24 protein-coding genes are annotated in these 22745 nt (G+C 63.1%); 13 read left to right on the forward strand and 11 right to left on the reverse strand.

Going from position 1 to position 22745, the window contains the following annotated elements; translation table 11 throughout:
- The first annotated feature begins 320 nt into the window (after positions 1–320).
- A complete protein-coding gene (locus IB262_RS08750; protein WP_112974800.1) occupies positions 321–1193 on the forward strand; it encodes a LysR family transcriptional regulator in 873 nt (290 codons plus the stop codon).
- 52 nt (positions 1194–1245) lie between these two features.
- Here IB262_RS08750 and IB262_RS08755 read toward each other — a convergent pair whose 3' ends face one another.
- From IB262_RS08755 to ubiE, 5 genes are all read right to left on the reverse strand, one after another.
- A complete protein-coding gene (locus IB262_RS08755) occupies positions 1246–2025 on the reverse strand; it encodes an SDR family oxidoreductase (RefSeq protein WP_112974801.1) in 780 nt (259 codons plus the stop codon).
- A 158-nt stretch (positions 2026–2183) separates the two neighbouring features.
- Positions 2184–2444 (reverse strand): hypothetical protein, encoded by a 261-nt coding sequence (locus tag IB262_RS08760; RefSeq protein ID WP_034797516.1) that lies wholly within the window; start codon positions 2442–2444, stop codon positions 2184–2186.
- Positions 2445–2613: 169 nt separating this feature from the next.
- The gene (locus IB262_RS08765) at positions 2614–3144 is read right to left on the reverse strand and encodes a GNAT family N-acetyltransferase (protein ID WP_112974802.1); all 531 of its coding nucleotides are present in this window, start codon (positions 3142–3144) and stop codon (positions 2614–2616) included.
- A 222-nt stretch (positions 3145–3366) separates the two neighbouring features.
- Positions 3367–4941 (reverse strand): 2-polyprenylphenol 6-hydroxylase, encoded by a 1575-nt coding sequence (ubiB, locus tag IB262_RS08770; RefSeq protein WP_090300967.1) that lies wholly within the window; start codon positions 4939–4941, stop codon positions 3367–3369.
- A gap of 5 nt (positions 4942–4946) precedes the next feature.
- A complete protein-coding gene (gene ubiE, locus IB262_RS08775) occupies positions 4947–5723 on the reverse strand; it encodes a bifunctional demethylmenaquinone methyltransferase/2-methoxy-6-polyprenyl-1,4-benzoquinol methylase UbiE (protein ID WP_034797505.1) in 777 nt (258 codons plus the stop codon).
- Between the two features lie 172 nt (positions 5724–5895).
- On the opposite strand from ubiE, the gene mutM reads away from it, so the two are divergent.
- The 4 genes from mutM (at position 5896) to dnaA (ending at position 10653) form a co-directional block, all read left to right on the forward strand.
- A complete protein-coding gene (mutM, locus tag IB262_RS08780) occupies positions 5896–6786 on the forward strand; it encodes a bifunctional DNA-formamidopyrimidine glycosylase/DNA-(apurinic or apyrimidinic site) lyase (RefSeq protein WP_034797500.1) in 891 nt (296 codons plus the stop codon).
- Between the two features lie 46 nt (positions 6787–6832).
- Positions 6833–7606, forward strand: coding sequence for an enoyl-CoA hydratase (locus IB262_RS08785; protein WP_060580650.1), 774 nt, complete (start codon positions 6833–6835; stop codon positions 7604–7606).
- Between the two features lie 191 nt (positions 7607–7797).
- Positions 7798–8064 carry a 30S ribosomal protein S20 gene (gene rpsT, locus IB262_RS08790; RefSeq protein WP_034797494.1) on the forward strand — a complete coding sequence of 89 codons (267 nt, stop codon included), beginning with the start codon at positions 7798–7800 and terminating at the stop codon, positions 8062–8064.
- Positions 8065–9207: 1143 nt separating this feature from the next.
- Positions 9208–10653 carry a chromosomal replication initiator protein DnaA gene (gene dnaA, locus IB262_RS08795; RefSeq protein ID WP_034797490.1) on the forward strand — a complete coding sequence of 482 codons (1446 nt, stop codon included), beginning with the start codon at positions 9208–9210 and terminating at the stop codon, positions 10651–10653.
- A 52-nt stretch (positions 10654–10705) separates the two neighbouring features.
- Here the strand turns inward: dnaA and gcvA are convergent, their stop codons facing one another.
- On the reverse strand, positions 10706–11650 hold the full coding sequence (gcvA, locus tag IB262_RS08800) for a transcriptional regulator GcvA (RefSeq protein ID WP_112974804.1): 945 nt from the start codon (positions 11648–11650) through the stop codon (positions 10706–10708).
- A 134-nt stretch (positions 11651–11784) separates the two neighbouring features.
- Between gcvA and IB262_RS08805 the strand changes: the two genes are divergently transcribed.
- The 6 genes from IB262_RS08805 (at position 11785) to IB262_RS08830 (ending at position 16113) form a co-directional block, all read left to right on the forward strand.
- A complete protein-coding gene (locus IB262_RS08805; protein WP_234824388.1) occupies positions 11785–12744 on the forward strand; it encodes a DMT family transporter in 960 nt (319 codons plus the stop codon).
- Positions 12745–12866: 122 nt separating this feature from the next.
- Positions 12867–13241: a YciI family protein gene (locus IB262_RS08810; protein WP_034797485.1), complete on the forward strand. Its 375-nt coding sequence runs from the start codon at positions 12867–12869 to the stop codon at positions 13239–13241.
- Complete coding sequence (locus IB262_RS08815) at positions 13238–14509, forward strand: RNA polymerase sigma factor (protein WP_034797482.1); 1272 nt, start codon at positions 13238–13240, stop codon at positions 14507–14509. The genes IB262_RS08810 and IB262_RS08815 overlap by 4 nt, the downstream gene beginning before the upstream one ends.
- Positions 14510–14596: 87 nt before the next feature.
- Positions 14597–14992 (forward strand): DoxX family protein, encoded by a 396-nt coding sequence (locus tag IB262_RS08820; RefSeq protein WP_192356877.1) that lies wholly within the window; start codon positions 14597–14599, stop codon positions 14990–14992.
- 27 nt (positions 14993–15019) lie between these two features.
- Positions 15020–15391, forward strand: a complete 372-nt coding sequence (locus IB262_RS08825; RefSeq protein WP_112974805.1) for a DUF1801 domain-containing protein — start codon at positions 15020–15022, stop codon at positions 15389–15391.
- A 107-nt stretch (positions 15392–15498) separates the two neighbouring features.
- Positions 15499–16113, forward strand: a complete 615-nt coding sequence (locus IB262_RS08830) for a glutathione S-transferase family protein (RefSeq protein ID WP_112974806.1) — start codon at positions 15499–15501, stop codon at positions 16111–16113.
- Positions 16114–16141: 28 nt separating this feature from the next.
- Here IB262_RS08830 and hemW read toward each other — a convergent pair whose 3' ends face one another.
- From hemW to rph, 4 genes are all read right to left on the reverse strand, one after another.
- A complete protein-coding gene (hemW, locus tag IB262_RS08835; protein WP_060580654.1) occupies positions 16142–17326 on the reverse strand; it encodes a radical SAM family heme chaperone HemW in 1185 nt (394 codons plus the stop codon).
- Positions 17327–17404: 78 nt separating this feature from the next.
- Complete coding sequence (rdgB, locus tag IB262_RS08840; RefSeq protein WP_034797474.1) at positions 17405–18049, reverse strand: RdgB/HAM1 family non-canonical purine NTP pyrophosphatase; 645 nt, start codon at positions 18047–18049, stop codon at positions 17405–17407.
- Positions 18050–18066: 17 nt separating this feature from the next.
- Complete coding sequence (locus tag IB262_RS08845; protein ID WP_034797471.1) at positions 18067–18462, reverse strand: VOC family protein; 396 nt, start codon at positions 18460–18462, stop codon at positions 18067–18069.
- Between the two features lie 15 nt (positions 18463–18477).
- Positions 18478–19197, reverse strand: a complete 720-nt coding sequence (rph, locus tag IB262_RS08850; RefSeq protein ID WP_034797469.1) for a ribonuclease PH — start codon at positions 19195–19197, stop codon at positions 18478–18480.
- A gap of 262 nt (positions 19198–19459) precedes the next feature.
- On the opposite strand from rph, the gene hrcA reads away from it, so the two are divergent.
- Both hrcA and grpE read left to right on the forward strand, forming a co-directional pair.
- On the forward strand, positions 19460–20539 hold the full coding sequence (gene hrcA / locus IB262_RS08855; protein WP_112974808.1) for a heat-inducible transcriptional repressor HrcA: 1080 nt from the start codon (positions 19460–19462) through the stop codon (positions 20537–20539).
- Between the two features lie 262 nt (positions 20540–20801).
- Positions 20802–21410 carry a nucleotide exchange factor GrpE gene (gene grpE / locus IB262_RS08860; RefSeq protein WP_112974810.1) on the forward strand — a complete coding sequence of 203 codons (609 nt, stop codon included), beginning with the start codon at positions 20802–20804 and terminating at the stop codon, positions 21408–21410.
- Positions 21411–21504: 94 nt separating this feature from the next.
- On the opposite strand, the gene IB262_RS08865 is transcribed toward grpE, so the two are convergent.
- Entirely contained in the window at positions 21505–22740 is a 1236-nt protein-coding gene (locus IB262_RS08865; RefSeq protein ID WP_090300954.1) for a D-arabinono-1,4-lactone oxidase, read from the reverse strand.
- Between the last annotated feature and the right edge of the window lie 5 nt (positions 22741–22745).

A 22745-nucleotide genomic window follows, 5' to 3' on the forward strand; every position in this document is an offset into this window, starting at 1 on the left:
CAATGGATGCGCCGATCAGCGAGCCGAAAAGTCTTGGTCGCATTTGTTCTTTCCGATCATGCGGGCCGGCCGAATGGGTCGGTTGATCGCAATGGTTCCGGTTAAGAGCGGACGAGGAAACCTCGAAAGGGCTCCATCCGTGCCGCTCTTGCTCATCGCAATCTCGTGCTTACTTGAGCCGATCCGTGACCTTTTCAAGGGCGCAAGACACGCGTCGTCGCCGAACGTCTCCCGCGCTCGGCGTGGCCCTCCCGTGTGCGACCATAGGCAGTGCCGCAATCATTTGGAAATTAAATGTATGAATGCTATCAAGTGGAAATATGAATGCTCAACCTTTCGATCTGGATCTGCTGAAAGCCTTCGCGGCGGTGGCCGATTGCGGCGGTTTCACCGCTGCGGCCGGCCGGCTCAATTCCACCCAGTCGACCGTCAGCCAGAAAGTCCTGCGGCTGGAAGAGCAGGCCGGCCATCGGCTGCTCGAACGCAGCCATCGCCAGGTCCGCCTGACGGAAGCGGGCGAGCAGTTGATCGGCTATGCGCGGCGCATGCTGGCGCTGGACGCGGAAGTGCGGCAGCTTCTCTCGGGCGCATCGGTTGCCGCGACGCTGCGCCTCGGCCTGCCCGAAGACTTTGCCGCCGGCCGCACGACCAGCACACTCGCGGCCTTTGCCCGCCGCCACGAGAATGTCAGGCTCGAAGTGACGAGCGGGCTCAGCCGCGAGCTGCGGTCGCTCTATGATCGCGGCGAGCTCGATATCGTCGTCGTCAAGCAGCGCCGCGGCACGGGCGATGCCGTGAAACAGTGGCAGGAAAGCCTGTGCTGGATCGACAGCGCCGCCCATCCTGTTCTGGCGCTCGATCCTCTGCCGCTCGTCGTCTTTCCGCCGCGCGGTCTCTATCGCGACGACATGGTGGCGGCACTGGATGCCTCAGGGCGACGCTGGCGCGTGAGTTATACCAGTTCCAGCCTCGCCAGCATTCAGTCGGCGGTCGCCGATGGGCTGGGCATCAGCCTGCTGCCGGCCCGCGTCGTCCACGACCGGCACCGGACGGTGGGGCCGCAGCAAGGACTGCCGATGATCGAGACGATGGAGATCGCCCTCTATTACCGGCCCGAGGCCGGCGCGCTGGTCACGCGGTTGGCCGAAGACCTCTCGGCGCTCATCGGCGATGACAGTCGGGAAGAGGTATGACCTCGCCTTCGTAGCTCACCCCAATCCGTCGGCGGAAATGTCCAGAACGGTATCAGAGCATCGAGCGGCTGAGGCCGCCATCGATGGGCAGCGCCACGCCGGTGATGTAGCTTGCCTGACGGCCCGCGAGGAAGGCTGCGGCCGCCCCGAATTCCGCCGGCGTGCCGTAGCGGCCGATCGGGATGTCGCGTTGGCTGCGGGCTGCGACCGTCTCGATATCGAGCCCTTCGCTTTCGGCGTCCATCCGGTCGAAGCTGAGCGTGCGGTCTGTGGCAAGCCTTCCGGGCAGAAGCAGGTTCACGGTCACGCCGTCGGCAGCGACCTCGCCGGCGAGCGTCTTCAGCCAGCCGGCAACCGCACTTCTGAGCGCATTCGACGCGGTGAGCCCGACGATCGGTTCGCGGATACTGGTGGAGGCGACGGCGATAATGCGCCCGAACTGGCGTTCCCGCATGCCGGGCAGCAGCCGGCCGGCGATGCGCATGCCGGCCAGCACCATGGTCTCGAATTGAGAACGCCAGAAGTCCGGTTCGATGACCGAGGCAGGTGAGGGCGGCGGCCCGCCGCCATTCAGCACCAGAATGTCGATCGCGCCGAAATCGGCTTCGAGCTGGTCCAGCAGGCCATCGAGGCTTTCGGGCTTCGAGAGGTCGAGGGCGTAGCCGCGCGCCGAAGGGCTGATGTCGCTTGCCACCTTGGCCGCCGATGTCGCGTCGCGGCCGGTGAGCGCCACGATGACGCCTTCGCCGGCGAGAGCCTCGGCAATACCGCGCCCCAGCCCCTTGCTGCCGCCAAGCACCAGCGCACGTTTTCCGGCGATACCAAGATCCATGACCGACCCTCCTCGATTGCGGAATTCAGAATGGCTCGGCATCCGAGCTACACCAGATTTCCTCGCAGCGGAATCGTTTTGACGTCAGTGGATGTCGGAATGCAAAAGCCCGGCCGCACCGCGGCCGGGCTCTCAAGCGCCCTCCCTCATTCTGTCGCTTAGCGGCAGATGCGGATTTTCTTGTAGTAGCGGTTGCCGTAGCTGTCGTAGCGCTTCACCGTCTTCAGGAAGCAATAGGGTTCGTCCTCGTAGTAGTAGGGTCCGCCATAATAGCTGCCGACGTAGCCGACACGGCCGCTCCAGCCATGACCGTAGTAGCCGTTGCCGAAGCCGATCGAAATGCCACCGGCCTGCGAAGGTGCTGCAAAGGAGATGGCAGCGGTAATGGCGACAGCGGCTGCGACGATGAACTTGCGCATGATGATCTCTCCTCCGGATGGGTTGGGATGAACCTTTGTCATCCATGAGACGAAAGTCGCATGAAGCCGAGATATTCGCAGTTCCGGATGGAACAGGATGCTGCCGGCGGTTGCGCTGGATCGCAATCGGCCGGCCACAGTCCGTGCCGGTTGCCGGCCGTTGCGGCCTTCAAGCGGCCTTCGGCGCCGCAGGCTCACGAATGCGGGCCATCGCGAACACGTCGGCCAGCACACCGTTCCTCAGCGCATAGGCCCGGTGCGTACCCTCCATCTCGAAGCCGGCCTTGCGGTAGAGTGCGATAGCGGGCTCGTTGTCGGTAAAGACCGTAAGCTCGATGCGGCTGATGCCGAGCCAGTTATCGGCGGCGTCGATCAGAGCGGTCAGCAGCGACTTACCGATGCCCTCGCCGCGATGGTCGTCGTCGACGCTGATCCCAAGGGCCGCGGAATGATGCCGGCGCCCCTTGCTGCGATGCAGTCCGGCCATGCCGAGGATCCGGTCGGCGCGCTCGGCGACGATGACGACGCTGTCGTCCGAGAGGCTCTCCAACCACTTGCGTGTCTGTTCCGGGGTGGCGAACGGCTGGCGCAGCGTGCCCGAGCGGATGCCCGGCTGGCTCATCAGCGCCGCGATCGCTTCGAAATCGACGACGCGGGCCGCGCGGATGTTGATATCTGAAGGGTCGTTTGCGTCGGTCATTGTTTCCTCTCTTTGGTTCCGAGGAAACAGGTCCCAACCCTGCTCGCCTCGGCAGGGTTGGTGGGGGACATTTCGCTTAAGTCAGCGCAACAGGTCTCCCGCACACCCCTGGGGTATGCGCGCAAAGCACCATGGTGAGAATAGAGCGATTATCCATGCGGGAAGGATAGCAAGCGTGGGTAGAAAGACAAGCCCGCCGCGCCGGTTCGGGCGCGGGCGGGATCAGGTCACCTGCCAGGCGATATAGGCGAGCGTGGCGGCGATGAGCCACAGCGCGATGCGGCCGGAGCGCGTGTGTTTCGCTTCCGCCTTGCCGATCGCATGCGCGGTCTCGGCGTCGAAGCGCAGACCGTTTTCGCTCATCGCCATGATCTCGCTCGAAAACTTCTCCGTGCGGGCGGCGATTTCGGGCGCGGCTTCAGCCAGCCTGAGTGCGGCATGCAGGCCGTCGCGCAAATCGGTGACGATGCGCTTCGGTCCGAGATTGTCGCGGATCCACTTGCCGACGACCGGCTCGGAGGCCTTCCACATGTTGAAGCGCGGATTGAGCGTGCGAGCCACCCCTTCAACGACCACCATGGTCTTCTGCAGCATGACGAGCTCGGGGCGGGTCTGCATGTCGAAGAGCTCAGTGACCTCGAAGAGCAACGTGAGCAGCTTCGCCATCGAAATGGTTTCGGCCGGCTGGCCGTGGATCGGCTCGCCGATCGCGCGGATCGCCTGGGCGAAACTCGCAGCGTCGTGGTGCGAAGGCACATAGCCCGCCTCGAAATGCACGTCGGCCACGCGCTGGTAGTCGCGGGTGATGAAGCCGAAGAGGATCTCGGCCAGGAACCGGCGTTCCTTCTTGCCGAGGCGGCCGACGATGCCCATGTCGACGGCGACGATATGGCCGGCATCGTCGACGAAGAGATTGCCCTGATGCATGTCGGCATGAAAGAAGCCGTCGCGCAGGGTGTGGCGCAGGAAGGACTGGATCAGCACTTCGGCTAGAAGGTTGAGGTCGTGGCCTGCGGCCTTCAAGCCCTCGATGTCCGACATCTTGACGCCGTCGATCCACTCCATGGTGACGACGTCGCGCCCGGTCCGCTCCCAGTCGACCTTCGGCACGCGGAAGCCGGAATCGTCCTTGGTGTTCTCGCCAAGCTCGGAAAGGGCGGCCGCCTCCAGACGAAGATCCATCTCGATCTTCGTCGTCTGTTCCAGCGTCTTGGTCACCTCGACCGGCTTCAGCCGGCGGGTGTAGGGCAGGAAACGCTCCTGCATGTGGCTGACGAGATACATCGCCTCGATGTCGGAGGCGAAGCGCTGCCGCACGCCTGGACGGATGACCTTGACCGCGACCTTCTCAGGGCCGCTGTCGCGCATCACGATCGCCGGGTGCACCTGAGCGATCGAGGCCGCGGCCATCGGCTCGGAAAACTCGGCATAGAGATCGTCGACCGTCCGGCCGAGTGATCCCTCGATCGCGGCCTTCGCCTCGTTCTGCGGGAAGGTCGCCATGCGGTCCTGCAACAGCGACAGGTCTGCGGCAAACTCCGCGCCAACGACGTCGGGGCGGGTTGCGAGGAACTGGCCGATCTTCACATAGGAGGGGCCGAGCCGGGCGACGGCGCGCGACAGCCGGTCGCTACGCTCCTCTCCCGGCACTCTGCGCCGCGCCAAAAGTCCGGCCGCCTTCTGGGCGAAACGGGCAAAGGGTGGCAGGTGCTCCGTCGGGACGGCCGAGACGACGCCTTCGCGCACGAGAACCCAGCCGATCCGCGCGAGGCGGATATATGCTCCAGGCGTGCTCATCGGGATCAGATTTTCCAGCCGGAATGCAGCGCTGCGATGCCGCCGGTGTAATTGGTGAAGGAGACGCGCGAGAAGCCCGCTTCCTTGATCATCGTCGCGAAGTCCTTCTGGTTCGGAAACTTGCGGATCGATTCCACCAGATACTGGTAGGGCGCTTCATCGCCGGTGATCAGCTTGCCGAACTTCGGGATCGCGTTGAACGACCAAGCATCATAGAAGCGGTCGAGCAGCGGCATCTCCACTTCGGAGAACTCCAGCACCAGCAACCGGCCGCCGCGCTTCAGCACCCGGTATGCCTCCTTCAGCGCCACGTCGATGCGCGGCACGTTGCGGATGCCGAAGGCAATCGTATAGGCGTCGAAGGTATTGGCCTCGAAAGGCAGGTCCTCGGCATTGGCCTCGACGAAATCGAGATTGGCGGAGAGCTTCTTCTTCTCGGCCCGCTCGGCGCCGACGGCCAGCATCGAGCCGTTGATGTCGAGCACCGTCGAATGCGCCTTGCGGTCGGAGGCTTCGATGATGCGGAAGGCGATATCGCCGGTGCCGCCGGCAACATCGAGCGTCCTGTAGCCCTCGCGGCGTGGCGGGTTGAGGGCCGCAATCATCGCATCCTTCCAGGCGCGGTGCAGGCCGGCCGACATCACGTCGTTCATGATGTCGTAACGCTTGGCCACCTTGTGGAAGACGTCGTTGACGAGCGGCTGCTTCTCGCCCGTGCCGACGTTGCGGAAACCGAAAGATGTTTCCATGCCGCCATCGGCCGATACGCGCTGATCCGTCATACGAAGAACTCCACCTGAACCAATTTTTCCGGCACCATAGCGAAAAGGCCCGTCACACGCTATCTCGTGGGCGGGACTGCGGCTGCGGCATAGCGCACCCCTATAGGATAAGAAGGCCGCCAAGGAAATGCCAACCACCGCATCCGGTGGCTGAGATCGAAGGAGTGCATTCATGCCGGAGTTGCCCGAGGTCGAAACCGTCAAGCGCGGCCTAGCGCCGACCATGGAAGGGGCGCTGCTCGTGAATGCGGAATTGCGCCGGCCGGATCTGAGGTTTCCCTTCCCGGAGAATTTCTCCTCGACCGTTGCCGGCCAGCGCATCGTCTCGCTGTCGCGCCGCGCCAAGTATCTGATGATCGATCTGGAAGCCGGTGACGTGATCATCGCCCATCTGGGCATGTCCGGTTCCTTCCGCATCGAGGTGGGGCCGGCGGCAACAACGCCCGGCGAATTCCACCATCCGCGCGGCAAGGATGAAAAGCACGATCACGTCATCTTCCATCTCGACGGTGCGCAAGGCCCGGTGCGGGTGATCTACAACGACCCGCGCCGCTTCGGCTTCATGGACCTTGCTCGCCGCGACACGGTGGCGAGCCACGCCTATTTCCGCGCGCTCGGCGAGGAGCCGACCGGAAACGTGCTCGATGCCGCCTATCTCGCCGCACGCTTTTCCGGCAAGGCGCAACCGCTGAAGGCGGCGTTGCTTGACCAGAAGAACATCGCCGGTCTCGGCAATATCTATGTCTGCGAGGCGCTCTGGCGCTCGCACCTGTCGCCGCTGAAACCGGCAGGCGCGCTCGTCGACAAGCGCGGCAAGCCGAAGGAGGGGCTCGTGCGCCTGACGGATGCGATCCGCGAGGTCATCGCCGATGCCATAGCCGCCGGAGGATCGTCGCTGAAGGACCATATCCAGGCCGACGGCTCGCTCGGCTACTTCCAGCACTCCTTCTCCGTCTATGACCGCGAAGGACAGGCTTGCCGCACGCCCGGCTGCGACGGTACGGTCGCCCGCATCGTGCAGGCGGGACGCTCAACCTTCTATTGCCCGCACTGCCAGAAATGAACGCCAGTCCGTGAGCGGTCTGGTGCATGAACCGGAGGAAACAGAAATGACCTACGAAACGCTGCTGGTCGAAACACGCGGCCGCGTCGGCCTGGTGACGCTCAATCGTCCGCAGGCGCTGAATGCGCTGAACTCGACCGTGATGCGCGAGCTTGCTGCGGCGCTGAAGGCCTTCGACGCCGACAAGGAGATCGGCGCCGTGGTCCTCGCCGGGTCGGAGAAGGCCTTTGCCGCCGGCGCCGACATCAAGGAGATGCAGGCGCTCGATTTCGTCGACAGCTATCTCGGCGACTTCATCGGCGGCTGGGACCAGGTGGCGGCAGCTCGCAAGCCTTTGATCGCTGCCGTTTCCGGCTACGCGCTTGGCGGCGGCTGCGAGCTGGCGATGATGTGCGACTTCATCATTGCGTCCGAGACCGCGAAGTTCGGCCAGCCGGAAATCACCCTCGGCGTCATTCCCGGCATGGGCGGCTCCCAGCGCCTGACGCGCGCCGTCGGCAAGGCGAAGGCCATGGACCTGGTGCTGACCGGCCGGATGATGGATGCGGCCGAGGCCGAACGCGCGGGACTCGTTTCGCGTGTGGTGGCGCCGGAGAAATTGATGGAGGAAGTGCTCACCGCTGCCGAGAAGATCGCCTCCTTCTCGCTGCCCGCGGTGATGATGGCCAAGGAGGCCGTAAGCCGCTCGCTGGAGCTGACGCTTGCCGAAGGCCTGCGTTTCGAGCGTCGGCTCTTCCACTCGCTGTTTGCGACCGAAGACCAGAAGGAAGGCATGGCCGCCTTCGTCGCCAAGCGCAAACCGGAGTTCAAACATCGCTAGCCCAGAGCACGGCGCGCAGATTCTGGAAATTGCGCGTTGACGGGGCGGCGGTTTCCCGCTATACGCCGCCCTCAGTTTGGAACGCCATTCTGGGCTTTCCGGAAATACTCCCGAATTGCTTTGATGACAGGTCGCAGTGACCCGGCACGGCGAGGGGCGGAGTTCATGTCAGTTTTCGAAGAGAGGCACAAATGGCCAATACAACTTCGGCGAAAAAGGCGACCCGCAAGATCGCACGCCGCACCGCAGTGAACAAGGCCCGTCGTTCGCGCGTTCGCAACTTCATCCGCAAGGTCGAAGAAGCGATTGCAACCGGCGACCAGGCAGTTGCAGCCGCAGCGCTCAAGGCAGCTCAGCCCGAGCTGATGCGCGCAGCCACCAAGGGCGTCCTGCACGCCAACACTGCATCGCGCAAGGTTTCGCGTCTTGCGCAGCGCGTAAAGTCGCTTTCGGCCTAATCCGGCTAAGAAAAATCTGTTAATCGAGAGCCCGGCCCTTGCGCCGGGCTTTTCGGATTCATACTTCTGTCATCGCGATGGTTAATCTGGCGGCTTGGGCTTATGTCAGTGCGATGACAAGATTTATATAATTATTTCAATGGCTTGTGAGAGGTCCTTATCAAAAGGATGTCTCTGACTGGGGGTCCGTTCGGCCCATTCTGAGTCAAGCGAATTTTTATTTTTTTTCTTTTTCGCCAGCTAAGCAAAGAGCGAAAAATCAAAACCCTTGATTCAACAGGGATTCTTCTCGGACTCGGAATGCGGCAAGCAAATGGCGGCCGGAGAGTCAACGGCCAGCGCTTAAGGTTGCGTAAAAATCGCGATTGATCTTGCCCATCGATCCTGCCTAAATGCCCTCCACAGGGGACACGGACCACATCTGTAAAAAGAAGCAAAAGAGGCCATTTCGAAGAAATGGTTTCGATGTTTCTGTCCTTTGTATCAGGGCGGCTCCGCGTCGTTCAATCAGACAAGTCGAAGGTGAAAAAACCGGATGGTTCATACCACTCCGGACGGGAAACTTTCGTCCTGTGATTGTGAGGCGGCCATCTGCAGCACCTGCGTCCGGTCGGACGCCTAGAGGTCGCTGCGGCGCTTTGACGGCTGCCTGTCTTGCCCTTTGATCGGCTACGACAAAGGAAAGATGCAGGAGGCCTCGATGGAGGGTGCAAGCGGCGCCCGACGCGAGGCCAAGGTCCAACGCGCGGCTCATCGCTTCGTACGAGGGTGCGACGAGCTGTTGACGAGGAGGAGGATCCGGTACGGCGCGGGAGCGCGTCGAAGGGATTGTTGACGAGAGGCGCGAGGGGACATCCTCCGGCCCAGCAGGGCAGGTGGGTGCGCGTAGCGCGCAGCGAGGCGGGAGATGAGGAGCCCGGCGTCGTCTGCGACTGTGACGTTCGGCGAAAGCGGCATGGCCCATACGGGCGCCGCGGGCGGCGGACATAAGAGATGAGGCCGGCAGCGATGACGGCATCTGAACATGAATTGGAAGGCGGCAAAATGCAGATGAATTTGGTGACGGCGGGCGCACTTCAGAAAGAAGGAGACGCATTTCAAGCCGGAAGCAATCTATCTCAGGCGGCGGGGGAAAAAACCGACATGAGGCACGACGCACTGTTTGAGCGGGTAAGTGCGCGTCTCAAAGCTCAAGTCGGTCCGGATGTCTTTGCAAGCTGGTTTGGGCGTCTGAAGCTCCATTCCGTATCCAAGAGCGTCGTGCGCCTTTCGGTGCCGACCACGTTCCTGAAGTCCTGGATCAACAACCGTTATCTTGACCTCATCACCTCGATCTTCCAGCAGGAAGACGGCGAGATCATGAAGATCGAGATCCTGGTGCGCACGGCAACCCGTGGCGCCCGTCCGACCACCCAGGAAGAAGCGCTGCCGCAGGCGGCAGAAGCATCTCCGGCTCAGCCCGCGCGCCGTCCGGCCGCAGCCCAGCCGGTGGCAACCGTTGCCGCGGCGACTGTCGCAAGCATGCAGAGGCCGACCCAGGCGCCGCTCTTCGGCTCGCCGCTCGACCAGCGCTACAATTTCGAAAACTTCGTCGAGGGTTCCTCGAACCGCGTGGCGCTTGCCGCCGCCCGGACGATTGCGGAAGCCGGCGCCGGTGCGGTGCGGTTCAACCCGCTCTTCATCCATTCGAGCGTCGGTCTCGGCAAGACGCACCTTCTGCAGGCGATCGCCATCCAGGCGCTGCAGAGCGCGCGTGCGCCGCGCGTCGTCTACCTGACGGCCGAATACTTCATGTGGCGTTTCGCCACCGCGATCCGCGACAACGACGCGCTGTCCTTGAAGGAGTCGCTGCGCAACATCGATCTCCTGATCATCGACGACATGCAGTTCCTGCAGGGCAAGTCGATCCAGCATGAGTTTTGCCACCTGCTGAACATGCTGCTCGATTCTGCCAAGCAGGTCGTCGTCGCAGCCGACCGCGCACCGTGGGAACTGGAATCGCTCGACAGCCGCGTTCGTTCGCGTCTCCAGGGCGGCGTCGCCATCGAGATGGACGGCCCGGACTACGACATGCGCCTGGAAATGCTGAAGCGCCGCCTGGACACGGCCCGTCAGGACGACGGTTCGCTCGACATTCCCGGCGAAATCCTGAGCCATGTGGCACGCAACGTGACCGCCAGCGGCCGCGAACTGGAAGGTGCCTTCAACCAGCTCCTATTCCGCCGCTCATTCGAGCCGCAGCTCTCGCTCGAGCGCGTCGATGAATTGCTCGGCCACCTCGTCAACGCCGGCGAACCCCGCCGCGTGCGCATCGAGGACATCCAGCGCGTCGTCGCCAAGCACTACAACGTCTCGCGCCAGGAGCTCGTCTCCAACCGCCGCACCCGTGTCATCGTCAAGCCGCGCCAGATCGCGATGTATCTGTCGAAGACGCTGACGCCGCGCTCCTTCCCGGAGATCGGCCGTCGCTTCGGCGGACGCGACCACACGACCGTGCTGCACGCCGTGCGCAAGATCGAGGAGTTGATCTCGGGCGACACCAAGCTCAGCCATGAGATCGAGCTGCTGAAGCGCCTGATCAACGAATAGTCGAGGCGCATTGCCGCAAAAAAAAGCCCGGGTTCGCCCGGGCTCTTTTGTTTTACCGGACCGCTTTCAGTGCCGGCTGCGGCGGACGCTTGGTCGCCGCATTCCCCACACCCTGCTCGGCTCGTGCCTGTTCGATGATCCAGGCGCGAAAGGCCGTGACCGGCGGGCGGTCGAGTGCGGCCGGCGGGTAGACGAGATGGTAGGCAAGCCCGGTCATCACGCCCTCAGGGAAGGGGGCTTCCAGCACACCCTCCGCAAGCTCGCGCGTGACCAGCGACAGGCGCACCAATGCAACGCCGTCGCCGGCCTTGGCCGCCTCGATCGCGCCGTTGCTGTTGACGAAGACCGGCCCTCGCCCGGCGTCCACCCCGTCGGCGCCCGCCGCATCCAGCCACAGCCTCCAATCCTGACGATGGACGTCGTGCAAGAGCACATGCGCGGCAAGCTGACCCGGCATGTCGAGTGGGTTCCTGGCCCGTAGGGCCGGGTGAAGCACCGGCACCGGGTCGTCATCGATCAATCGTTCGCTCACAAGACCGTCATAGCGGCCAAGCCCATGACGGATGGCGATGTCGACCCCATCGCTGTTGAAGTCGGTCAGCCGATTGGTGGTGCTGATGCGCACGTCGATGCCGGGCACCTGTAACTCGAAGGCGCCGATGCGCGGCACCAGCCATTGCGCGGCAAAGGTGGGCGTGCAGCTGACCGTCAGCACCGGCGCACGCTTGCGCGCCGTCAGTTCCTCGGTCGCCTCGCGCATCATTCGGAACGCGCGCCTGAGCGTTGCGAAATAGGTGCTGCCGTCCTCCGTCAGCGCCAACTGTCTCGGCCGGCGCTCAAACAGCGTCACTGCTAACGCCTGCTCCAGTTCGCGCACCTGCAGGCTGACGGCGCCAGGCGTCACGTTCAGTTCTTGCGCGGCCTTGGTAACGCTTAGATGTCGCGCGGTGGCCTCGAAGGCGCGAAGCGAGGCAAGCGAAGGAAGGTATGTCGACATGGTTTAGCCAAACTCAATCATGCGGCGAGAAATGATCGTTTGTTCGAAGCTCAATATCCTGAGAATAATGGCATAAAGTCAAGATGGTCGATGCCATCACGGTTTAGCCTGACAAACAAACGAGGGTTAAGGCAATGACACAAGCAACGCAGGCCAAGGTCATGGGCGCCCGGGAATGGGGCATGTTGATCCTGCTCTCCATTCTGTGGGGCGGCTCCTTCTTCTTCATCGGCGTCGCCGTCAAGGCGTTGCCTCCAGTCACGATCGTGGCGCTCCGCGTCAGTCTCGCGGCGCTCGCGCTGCTCGCCTTCGTTCGACTGATGGGACTGTCGATGCCGCGCGACCCGCGCGTTTGGCTGGCCTTCTTCGGGATGGGGCTGCTCAACAATCTCATCCCTTTCTCGCTGATCGTCTGGGGGCAGACGCATATCGCAAGCGGCCTTGCCTCGATCCTCAACGCCACCACGCCGCTGTTCGGCGTGATCGTCGCGCATCTCCTGACCGATGACGAGAAGCTGACAGCCAACCGGTTTGCAGGCGTCGTCGTCGGCTTCCTCGGGGTCGCGATGATGATTGGTCCGGCGGCGCTCGGTGGCCTTGGTTCGAACCTGCTTGCCCAGGTCGCAGTGCTTGGCGCAGCGCTCTCCTATGCGCTCGCCGGTGTCTTTGCCCGCCGCTTCAAGCGCATGGGCGTGGTGCCGATCGTGACGGCGACCGGTCAGGTCTCGGCCGCAAGCATCATGCTGGTCCCGCTGTCGCTGCTGATCGATCATCCCTGGACGCTTCCCATGCCCGGCTTCGACGTCTGGGCGGCGATCGTCGGCATCGCGCTGATTTCCACGGCGCTCGCTTACGTCCTGTTCTTCCGCATCCTGGAAACGGCCGGTGTCACAAACCTGATGCTGGTGACCTTCCTGATCCCGGTCAGCGCCATCCTGCTTGGCGCTTTGTTCCTCGGCGAAACGCTGGAACCCAAGCACTTCCTGGGCATGACCTTGATCGCGGCCGGTCTGGCGGCGATCGACGGGCGGCTTCTGCGCCTCTTTTCTCGACCGGCCATCGACACCAAGTTAGAGTGCCGCGACAACGCTTGAGCATTTCTGATTTGCACGCATTGCGGGCCGGTGGGCGAAAGCACCACCGGCCCTGTTTTTTTCATCCGGGTTGTCGGCTATTGCTTGCCGCCACCGTCTTTGTTTCAGGAGCTGGAGTTCCGATGCTTTACGCCGTGTTTTGCTACAATCAAGAAGATGTCACGAACGCCTGGACCAAGGAGCAGGACGAAAAAGTCATGCATGATCTGTTGGCCGTACAGAGCAAATATGCGGAGGCAGGCCGGCTTGGGCCGGTGGCGCGCTTGATGCCGACGACGGCGGCGACGACGCTCCGGCACAGTCACAGCGAGACGATCGTAATCGATGGCCCGTTTGCCGAAACGAAAGAGCAACTGCTCGGTTTCTATGTCATCGACTGTGCGTCTCTCGATGATGCGCTCGAGTTCGCCCGTGATCTGAGTTCTGCCAATCCGGCCGCCGGCTCCTATGAAATCCGTCCTCTTGCCATCTACAAACCCAGTGAGCTTGCTTCATGACAGACACAGCCTGGATAGACCTCGCTCTCGTTTCGGCCCGGCCGCAGGCCGTGGGCGCGCTGTTGCGCTATTTCCGCAACCTCGACACTGCCGAAGAAGCGTTTCAGGAGGCCTGTATCCGGGCTTTGAAGACCTGGCCGAAGAGCGGCCCGCCGCGCGACCCCGCCGCCTGGCTGATCTTCGTCGGCCGCAACAGCGGCATCGACAAGGTGCGCCGCCAGTCCCGCGAAACGGCGCTGCCGCCGGAGGAAATTCTTTCCGACCTCGAGGATCAGGAGGGCGCGCTCGCCGACCAGCTCGACGGCTCCCACTATCGCGACGACATTCTTCGCCTGCTGTTCGTCTGCAGCAATCCGGCGCTGCCGGCAACGCAGCAGATCGCGCTGGCGCTGCGCATCGTCTCGGGCCTTTCTGTCAAGCAGATCGCCCGCGCCTTCCTCGTCAGCGAGGCGGCGATGGAACAGCGGATCACGCGGGCCAAGTCGCGTGTCGCGGCCGCCGGCCTTGCCTTCGAGACCCCGGATGCGGCCGACCGGTCAGATCGGCTCGCCGCCGTCGCCACGATGATCTACCTCGTCTTCAACGAGGGCTATTCGGCGATGAACGGCCCGGAAAGCGTCTCGGCCGACCTGTGCCAGGAGGCGATCCGGCTCGGACGCCTGCTGCTTCAGCTTTTCCCGGCCGAGCCGGAGATCAAGGGGCTGACGGCGCTCATGATGATCCAGCATTCGCGGGCGCGCGCCCGCTTCGACGCCGATGGCGCCGTCATCCTGCTTGATGACCAGGACCGCAGCCTGTGGGACCGCTCGCTGATCGACGAGGCCTTGGCGCTGATCGACAGGGCGATGCAGTACCGCCAACCGGGCGCCTACCAGATCCAGGCGGCGATCGCGGCGCTGCATGCCCGCGCCGAGCGTGCGGATGAGACCGACTGGGCGCAGATCGACCTGCTCTACCAGGCGCTCGAGCGGCTGCAGCCCTCTCCGGTGATCACGCTCAATCGCGCAGTGGCGGTTTCGAAGCGTCAGGGGCCGGAAGTCGCGCTGGCGATGATCGCGCCCTTGGCGGAAAAGCTCTCCGGCTATTTCTATTTCCATGGCTTGAGCGGCCATCTCCTGAAGCAGCTCGGCAAGGTCCGCGAGGCGCGTGTGGCCTTCGACCATGCGATTGCGCTTGCGACCAACGCGGCCGAATGCGCTTACATCCGCATGCAGCTCGACAAGCTCGATGAAACGCCTGGTATCGAGATCTCCGAAAGAAAAATCTGACGGTGCCTGTCGGGATCCCTCATGCGCTTTCGTCCTTGGACCGAGAACGAAATCCAAGGAGAGAAATCAGTGACCACCAGCCTCGTTATGCCCGCCCCAACGGCAAAGTCGATCATCCTCGGCCGCTTCCTCAGCGGCGTGCTAGTCGCCTTCCTGATTTTCGATGCCGTCATCAAGCTTGTGCCGCTTGCTATCGTCACCGAAACCATGGTCGCGCTCGGCTATTCCGCCGACCAGGGTCTGGCGCGGCTGCTCGGCATTCTCACATTGTTGTGCACGGTGCTCTATGTGATCCCGCGCACCTCGATCCTCGGCGCCATTCTGCTCACCGGCTATCTCGGCGGGGCGATGGCGACGCATCTGCGGGCCGGCAGCCCGCTCTTCACCCATCTGCTTTTCGGCTTCTATCTCGGCGTGATCGCCTGGGGCGGCCTCTGGCTTCGAGATCCGCGGCTGCGCGCCCTCATTCCCTTCAGCAACTGACAGAAACGGAGCGCTCGAAAGACGACCATGACCAAAACAGTCAACGACTACATTGCCGGCCTCTCCGGTGTCCCGGCCGACGTGGCGAAGCGCCTGCATGGTGCCCTCCTGGCCACAGGCGCGCTCAATGACGCCGTCAAATGGGGCCATCCCATCTATGAGGCCGGCGGCGCGGTCTGTCTGCTCAAGGGGGCAAAGGATTACGTGACCTTCGGTTTCTGGCGCGGCGCCGAGATGCTTGATCTCGACGCACGCCTGGAGAAGGGCGGAGGCAAGGGCGACATGGCCTATATTCGCCTGCGCACCACCGATGACGTGGACGACGTTCAGGTCGCCCGGCTGGTGGCTAGGGGCATCGAGCTCAACCGGCTGAAGGGCGATCCGATGAAAGCCGCCTAGACGAAACAAACTTGCATCGTGGCCGAAGAAACAGAGCGCCTTTATCGGCTGCGATGCAATATCTCTTCACGGGAACAGGAATTCACGCCAGATCCCGCGAGGCAGCCATGATCCTCTACTATCAAACCCACTCTCCCTTCGCCCGCAAGGCGCTTGTCTTTGCTCACGAGATCGGCCTTGCCGACCGGCTGAAAGTCATCCACCACGAGACGAGCCCAACGCGGCGCAACGACGAGGTCTATGCCGAAAACCCGCTCGGCAAGGTTCCGGTGCTGCTGCGTGAGGGCGAAGAGCCGATCTTCGACAGCGATGTCATCTGCGCCTATCTCGATACGCTGCACGAGGGACGCAAGCGGATCCCCGAGGTCGGCGAACCTCGATGGCGGGCGCTGCGCATGCAGTCGGTGGCGCAGGTTCTTGCCCAGACCGGGATCGGCTTGCGCTGGGAGTGGGAGAGGCGCCCCGAACATCTGCGCTATCCGGAACTCGCCAAGGGCTACGAAGAAAAGATCGAGGCGACCTACGATTGGCTGGAGCAGAGGTTATCGCCCGAGGAAGACGTGGATATCGGGCAGATCGCGCTGGCGACGGCACTGTCCTGGATGGCGTTTCGCAACCTGCCGTCGTTTCGCAACCGTCCGAGGCTGACCCGCTGGTTCGATGCATTCGAAGGCCGGCCGTCGATGCAGGCCACGCCGCTGTCGGGTGAAACGTTCGATTGAGTCTGTAGCCGGCGAAGACCGCCTGCCCTCAGGGGCAGGCGAGATCAGCGACCACGGCGTCGAGGATCAGCATGCCGGCCGGCGTGCAGCGCAGACGCGAATTGCCCAGCCGCTCGATGAAGCCGTGATCGATCAGGAACTGCTCGCGCTCCGGGTCCGGGTCGCGGCCGGACAGCGTCTGCCATCGCGCCAAGTCGACGCCTTCCTTGAGGCGCAGACCCATCAGCAACAACTCGTCGGACTGTGCTTCGAGATCGAGGGATTCCCGCTCGATCATGCCGTGACCATGGGTCTCGACGAGCCGCAGCCATTCCTCCGGCTTGCGCTCCGTAGAGGTAGCGATCTTGCCATTGCCGATGCCCAGGCGCCCGTGGGCGCCCGGGCCGATGCCGGCATAGTCGCCGTAGCGCCAATAGGTGAGGTTGTGCCGGCTCTCGGCACCCGGGCGGGCGTGGTTTGAAACTTCGTAGGCCGGCATGCCGATGGCGGCGGTAATGTCCTGCGTCGCCTCGTAAAGCACTGCCGACTGCTCGCCATCAGGCACGATCAGCTTGCCGGCCTTGTGCAGGCCGTAAAAGGGCGTGCCCTCCTCGATCGTCAGCTGGTAGAGCGACAGATGGTCGACCGCATAGGAGACGGCTTCCTTCAGCTCACGCTCCCATTCTTCGACCGTCTGGTTCGGACGGGCATAGATCAGGTCGAAGGACATGCGCGGGAAGATCTCGCGCGCCAGCCGGATCGCCTTCAGCGCGTCCTCGACATTGTGCAGCCGTCCGAGGAACTTCAGATCGCGGTCGTTCAGCGCCTGGACGCCGAGCGAGACGCGATTGACACCGGCAGCGCGGTAGCCGTGGAAACGCGTCGCTTCGACGCTCGACGGGTTCGCCTCCATGGTGATTTCGATGCCGTCGGGCACATGCCAATGGCGAGCGATGCCCTGGAGGATGGCATCGACCGTCGACGGCTCCATCAAGGACGGCGTGCCGCCGCCCATGAACACGCTGGTGACCGTGCGCGGGCCGGAGAGTTCGCGCACCTCTTCCATTTCCTTAAGGAAAGCTGCAACGAAACGCGGCTGGTCCACCGGCTGGTGGCGCACATGGCTGTTGAAGTCGCAATAGGGGCACTTGGCCGCGCAGAACGGCCAATGCACGTAGACCCCGAAACCGGGGTCCATGCCGTCACCGATCGCCGATAGCGTGGCAGTTTGCATTATTGCGTCTCTCATGGTCACTTTCAGTAGAGAGCGGGATGAGGAAAACCGCACGCACTTTTCCTCATCCCGCTCAGATCAGGCTCCGAGGCAGGTCTCGGCAAAGATCTTGAAGGCGCGGGCGCGGTGCGACAGAGCCTCTTCGTCACCCGGCTTCCAGCCGTGTTTCTCGTCGGCGCTCATCTCGCCGAAGGTGGTCTCGTAGCCCTTGGGCTGGAACACCGGATCATAGCCGAAGCCCTGGCCGCCGCGCGGCGGCCAGACGACGAAACCTTCGACCTCGCCGCGGAAGAGCTCGACATGACCGTCCGGCCAGGCAAGGCAAAGAACCGAGACGAAACGGGCGGTGCGCTCGGAAGGCGTTTTGGCGCCTTTCTCCTGCAGCGCATCTTCGACCTTCTGCATGGCCATGGCGAAGTCGCGGCTGCCATCTTCGCGCTCGGCCCAGTTGGCCGTATAGACGCCGGGCGCTCCATCGAGCGCGTCGATCGCGAGACCAGAATCGTCCGAAAGTGCCGGCAGGCCGGAGGCCTTGGCCGAGGCGAGCGCCTTGATCGCGGCGTTCTCCTCGAAAGTGGTGCCGGTCTCGTCGGGCTCGATGAAGTTGAGGTCTGCGGCCGACTTCGCCTCGAAGCCGAGCGGGCCGATGAGATCGCGGATTTCGCGGATCTTGCCGGCGTTGTGGCTGGCGACGATCAGCGTCTTGTTGTCGAGTTTGCGCATGGTGTCTCGTTTCGTGTTCATTCGATGGACCAGAGGCCCGGTTCCGCACATTCAAGGCTGTTGCCGGCCGGGTCGCGGAAATAGAAGGACCGCGCCCCGTTCGGCCAGCGGGTGTCCGCTTCGATCGCGATGCCCGCCGCTTCCAGTTTCGCCTTCCAGGCGTCCAGCGCTGCGGCGGAAACCCGGAAGCACATGTGGCCCTGGCCGCTCGTGCCGTGCGGGATCGGCGGCTTCAGCGTTTCGGCCGGATTGAAAATCAGAAGCACGCCCGGTCCGCAGCGATAGAAGACGTGGCGGTTGCCGGCACGCGTGATCTTTGCGAGCCCGAGAATGCCACCGTAGAAGGCCTCGGCGGCATCGAGATCACCCACGTAAAGGGCGGTCTCGAGAATGCCTTCCAGCGCCGGGGCCATCTTGACGTTCCTTCCTCAGCCGGCGATCGCCTGCTTCTGCAGCGCGACCAGTTCGGCAATGCCGGTCTTGGCAAGGCCCATCAGGCTCGCGAATTCCTCTTCCGAGAACGGCTTGCCTTCGGCCGTGCCCTGGATCTCGACGATGCCGCCGGAGCCGGTCATAACGAAGTTGGCGTCGGTCTCGGCAGCGGAATCTTCGAGGTAATCGAGATCGATTACCGACTGGTTGGCGAAGATGCCGCAGGAAATGGCGGCGACGTGATCCTTCAGGACCTTCTCGACCTTGACCATGTTGCGGGCTTCCATCCACTTCAGGCAGTCGTGGAGCGCGATCCAGGCGCCGGTGATCGAAGCAGTGCGCGTGCCGCCATCGGCCTGGATGACGTCGCAGTCGATCGAGATCTGGCGTTCGCCGAGAGCCGGCAGATCGACCACGGCGCGCAGCGACCGGCCGATCAGCCGCTGGATTTCCTGGGTGCGACCGCTCTGCTTGCCGCTGGCTGCCTCGCGCCGCATGCGCTCGCCGGTGGCGCGCGGCAGCATGCCGTATTCCGCCGTCACCCAGCCCTTGCCGCCATTGCGCAGCCAGGCCGGAACCTTTTCCTCAAGGCTTGCGGTGCACAGCACATGCGTGTCGCCGAACCGCACCAGACAGGAGCCTTCCGCATGCTTGGAAAAATTGCGCTCGAAAGAAACCTTGCGCATTTGATCGGTTTTTCTGCCGGATGGCCGCATCGTCAACTCCTATCGTATCTCGTGAGCCTTCTACTGCATAATTCCCTAAATCGAAATCGATTTAGGGACAAAATTATGCAGCAGTTTAAGGTGCTGCAGCGACCTTTGGCGCGTCCAAGGATGCGCGGCGCTGCAGAGCATGGCAGAGGTAAAGGGATCCGGTGGAAAGCCGGACATTCGACCGTTTTTTCCCTTTTGCCAACGGACCGCAGGGACACTATATTCCGGCCACGGCAGGATGTGCCTGCATATGTGGAGTGACATGGTACTGCGCAATCCCGGAGCAAAGGAAATCGCCGCGGCGCTCGACGAGCGCTCGGGCGAAATCTTCCGTCGCATCGTGGAGACCTATCTGACGAGCGGCGAGCCGCTTGGCTCGCGCAACCTGTCGCGGCTTTTGCCAATGGCGCTGTCGCCTGCCTCCGTGCGCAACGTGATGAGCGATCTCGAAGATCTCGGCCTCATCTATTCGCCGCATGTCAGCGCCGGTCGCCTGCCGACCCAGACGGGCCTGCGCTTCTTCGTCGACGCCTTCATGCAGGTCGGAAATCTATCGCCCGAAGATCGCGCCTCTATCGACCGCCATGTCCGGCGCGACGACCATACCCAGCCGGTCGATACGCTTTTGACCGAAGCGAGCCAGATGCTGTCGGGCATGTCGCGCGGCGCGGGTCTCGTCATCACCGCCAAGGCCGATCCGGTGCTGAAGCATGTCGAGTTCATCCGCCTGGCGCCGACCAAGGCGCTGGCGGTGCTCGTCGGCGAACATGACCAGGTGGAAAACCGCATCATCGAGCTCCCGGCCGGCGTCACCAGTTCGCAACTCACGGAAGCGGCGAACTTCCTCAACGCCCATCTCGCCGGACAGACGATCGCCGAGGTGCGGGCGCAGCTCGAAAGGGTGAAGCTGACGGTGCGCGGCGAGCTCGACGCGCTGTCGCAGGATCTTGTCGAGCGCGGTCTTGCAATCTGGTCGGGCAACGAGGGCGACGAGAAGCCGGCGCGCCTGATCGTGCGCGGCCGCGCCAACCTGCTCGAAGGCCTCGAGGGTGCCGAGGACATCGACCGGCTCAGAATGCTGTTCGACGATCTCGAAAAGAAGGACAGCATGATCGAGTTGCTCGATCTCGCCGAAAGCGGCCCTGGGGTGCGGATATTCATAGGCTCGGAAAACAAGCTGTTTTCGCTTTCCGGCTCGTCGTTGATCGTCGCGCCCTATCGCGATGGCGAGGACCGCATCGTTGGCGCCGTCGGCGTCATCGGGCCGACGCGGCTCAACTACTCGCGCATCGTTCCGATGGTCGATTATACCGCGCAGTTGATGTCGCGGCTTTCGCGCTAAGGGCGCTTTTAGTCGTTGCATGTCTCATTGATCGATCTCGATGAAGGACAAAGACATGCAGCAAATCAAAGTGCTACAGCGACCTTTGCGCGTCTGATAAGACGCGCGGCGCTGTAGGAGCGCGATTGAACCCTTGATTTTTCGGCACCAAACCTCGATATCGGCTTCAAATCCAGTCCCTAAGCATTTTTGCTGAAACGCAGGCTCGCGCTTGCGGCGTGGAAATGCGAAGGACAATAGAGACGACACTGCGGAGAACGTCATGACCGACGATACGAACAAGCACGGACCCGAGGCCACCGACGAGGTATTCGACGCCGCACCGGACGCTGTCGAGGCAGCAGCCGTTGCCGAGCCCGATCCGTTGGAACTCGCCCGGGCCGAAAGCGCCGAGCTGCGCGACAAGTACCTTCGGCTTGCCGCCGAAATGGACAACCTGCGCCGTCGCACCGAACGCGACGTCAAGGATGCCAAGTCCTATTCCGTTGCTGGCTTTGCCCGCGACATGCTGGCGGTATCTGACAACCTGCGCCGCGCGCTCGATGCCATTCCGGCGGAAGCCAAGGAAGCCGGTGAGGCCGGTCTCAACACGCTGATCGAAGGCGTGGAGATGACCGAGCGCTCGATGCTCTCGGCGCTTGAGCGTCACGGCGTCAAGAAGCTGGAGCCGGAAGGCCAGAAGTTCGACCCGAACTTCCACCAGGCGATGTTCGAAATCCCGAATGCGGATGTGCCGAACAACACGGTGCTGCAGGTCGTCCAGGCCGGCTACACCATCGGCGACCGCGTCCTGCGCCCGGCCATGGTCGGCGTTTCCAAGGGCGGCCCCAAGGTCGTCGCTGGCGAAAACGGCGACGCGCCGACCGCCTGATCCTGCCGATCAGAATTCAACAAGAACGCCGCGCGAACTTCGCGCGGCGTTCTTGTTTGGGCTGAGCGTAGCGGTGTGCGTTCGTTCGCCGGCGCTATCCGAACAGTTGCTGCAGGTGATCGTTGAGGAAACGTCCCTCGGGATCGACCTTGGCCCTCAGTGCCCGGAAATCGCCCGCTCGGGGGTAGAGCGCCGTCACATCCTCGGCGCCGAGGAAATGCAGCTTGCCCCAGTGCGGCCGCGAACCGTACTGCCTGAGGATCGTGTCCACGTCCTTCAGATATTCCCAATAGTCGGTGCCCGGTTCGCCCGAGACCGAAAGCGTGATCGAATCCTGCTCGAAGAAGGGGCTGATCCAGCCGGTATCGCCGGCGGTGAAGCGATACTCGATCGGGTAGATGCAGGTCGGGTGCTTTTCCAGCATCAGCTTGCGCACCGCCTTTACCGCTTCCTTGCCGTGGGCGACAGGCACCGCATATTCGAGCTCGTGGAAGTTCGGCACGTACTCGATCGGGTAGATCTCCGAGGAATAGGCGATCTTCTCGAACCCGCGCTCCATCGGCGCTTCCTCGGTGATGTCGATCACCTTCATCTCGCAGACGTCGGAGGTCTTGTCCGTGGTCGACACCGAGGCCGTGTCCGGCAGGCAGTAGCAGTGGCGGCTCTCCGGAACCGGGCACCAGAAGAAACCGAAATGGCGGTGCTTGGCGGCAAGCTCGTCGTGCTGTTCGATCATTTCGTCGAAGGTGCAGCGCCAGAGCTTTTCATGCAGATTGTAGCTTTCCATCGCCTGCAATGTGATCTCCGAGATCACGCCGAGCATGCCGACCGAGACGCGCGCCGCCTCCAGCAGATCCGGCGTGGTCTCGTCGACCACGAGGATGCTGCCGTCCGGCTGCACCAGCCGCATGCCGACGATCTGCGAGGCCATGTTGCCGAGCCTGGCGCCGGTGCCATGTGTGCCGGTCGTCAGCGCGCCGGCTAGCGCCTGGCTGTCGATATCGCCCTGGTTGATCAGCGACAGGCCGTTCTCCTTCAGCACCTTGCCGAGCTGGTTGATGGTGGTGCCGGCCTTGACCGCCACGCGCTTGCGGGTGCTGTCGATGTTGACGACGCCCTGCATGCTCGAGAGTGTCAGCTGTAGCCCGCTGGTAAGCGCCACTGGCGTGAAGGAATGTCCGGAACCGGCGCAGCGAACGTTCAGCCCTTGCGCGGTTGCCTCGCGCACCATTTCGGCTAGCGCCGCCTCACTCTCCGGCGCGCCGCGATGGCGCACGATGCATGATTGGTTTCCGACCCAGTTGCGCCAGTGGCCACCTGCCTGAAGCATTTTCC

Origin of the sequence: Ensifer sp. ENS02, assembly GCF_014851885.1 — a bacterium.
GTDB lineage: Bacteria > Pseudomonadota > Alphaproteobacteria > Rhizobiales > Rhizobiaceae > Ensifer > Ensifer adhaerens.

Bases quoted from the DNA above. Each gene is read 5' to 3' on its own strand.
- IB262_RS08750 (WP_112974800.1), top strand. From the start codon at position 321: ATGAATGCTCAACCTTTCGATCTGGATCTGCTGAAAGCCTTCGCGGCG.
- IB262_RS08755 (WP_112974801.1), bottom strand. From the start codon at position 2,025: ATGGATCTTGGTATCGCCGGAAAACGTGCGCTGGTGCTTGGCGGCAGC.
- IB262_RS08760 (WP_034797516.1), bottom strand. From the start codon at position 2,444: ATGCGCAAGTTCATCGTCGCAGCCGCTGTCGCCATTACCGCTGCCATC.
- IB262_RS08765 (WP_112974802.1), bottom strand. From the start codon at position 3,144: ATGACCGACGCAAACGACCCTTCAGATATCAACATCCGCGCGGCCCGC.
- ubiB (WP_090300967.1), bottom strand. From the start codon at position 4,941: ATGAGCACGCCTGGAGCATATATCCGCCTCGCGCGGATCGGCTGGGTT.
- ubiE (WP_034797505.1), bottom strand. From the start codon at position 5,723: ATGACGGATCAGCGCGTATCGGCCGATGGCGGCATGGAAACATCTTTC.
- mutM (WP_034797500.1), top strand. From the start codon at position 5,896: ATGCCGGAGTTGCCCGAGGTCGAAACCGTCAAGCGCGGCCTAGCGCCG.
- IB262_RS08785 (WP_060580650.1), top strand. From the start codon at position 6,833: ATGACCTACGAAACGCTGCTGGTCGAAACACGCGGCCGCGTCGGCCTG.
- rpsT (WP_034797494.1), top strand. From the start codon at position 7,798: ATGGCCAATACAACTTCGGCGAAAAAGGCGACCCGCAAGATCGCACGC.
- dnaA (WP_034797490.1), top strand. From the start codon at position 9,208: ATGAGGCACGACGCACTGTTTGAGCGGGTAAGTGCGCGTCTCAAAGCT.
- gcvA (WP_112974804.1), bottom strand. From the start codon at position 11,650: ATGTCGACATACCTTCCTTCGCTTGCCTCGCTTCGCGCCTTCGAGGCC.
- IB262_RS08805 (WP_234824388.1), top strand. From the start codon at position 11,785: ATGACACAAGCAACGCAGGCCAAGGTCATGGGCGCCCGGGAATGGGGC.
- IB262_RS08810 (WP_034797485.1), top strand. From the start codon at position 12,867: ATGCTTTACGCCGTGTTTTGCTACAATCAAGAAGATGTCACGAACGCC.
- IB262_RS08815 (WP_034797482.1), top strand. From the start codon at position 13,238: ATGACAGACACAGCCTGGATAGACCTCGCTCTCGTTTCGGCCCGGCCG.
- IB262_RS08820 (WP_192356877.1), top strand. From the start codon at position 14,597: ATGCCCGCCCCAACGGCAAAGTCGATCATCCTCGGCCGCTTCCTCAGC.
- IB262_RS08825 (WP_112974805.1), top strand. From the start codon at position 15,020: ATGACCAAAACAGTCAACGACTACATTGCCGGCCTCTCCGGTGTCCCG.
- IB262_RS08830 (WP_112974806.1), top strand. From the start codon at position 15,499: ATGATCCTCTACTATCAAACCCACTCTCCCTTCGCCCGCAAGGCGCTT.
- hemW (WP_060580654.1), bottom strand. From the start codon at position 17,326: ATGCAAACTGCCACGCTATCGGCGATCGGTGACGGCATGGACCCCGGT.
- rdgB (WP_034797474.1), bottom strand. From the start codon at position 18,049: ATGCGCAAACTCGACAACAAGACGCTGATCGTCGCCAGCCACAACGCC.
- IB262_RS08845 (WP_034797471.1), bottom strand. From the start codon at position 18,462: ATGGCCCCGGCGCTGGAAGGCATTCTCGAGACCGCCCTTTACGTGGGT.
- rph (WP_034797469.1), bottom strand. From the start codon at position 19,197: ATGCGGCCATCCGGCAGAAAAACCGATCAAATGCGCAAGGTTTCTTTC.
- hrcA (WP_112974808.1), top strand. From the start codon at position 19,460: ATGGTACTGCGCAATCCCGGAGCAAAGGAAATCGCCGCGGCGCTCGAC.
- grpE (WP_112974810.1), top strand. From the start codon at position 20,802: ATGACCGACGATACGAACAAGCACGGACCCGAGGCCACCGACGAGGTA.
- IB262_RS08865 (WP_090300954.1), bottom strand. From the start codon at position 22,740: ATGCTTCAGGCAGGTGGCCACTGGCGCAACTGGGTCGGAAACCAATCA.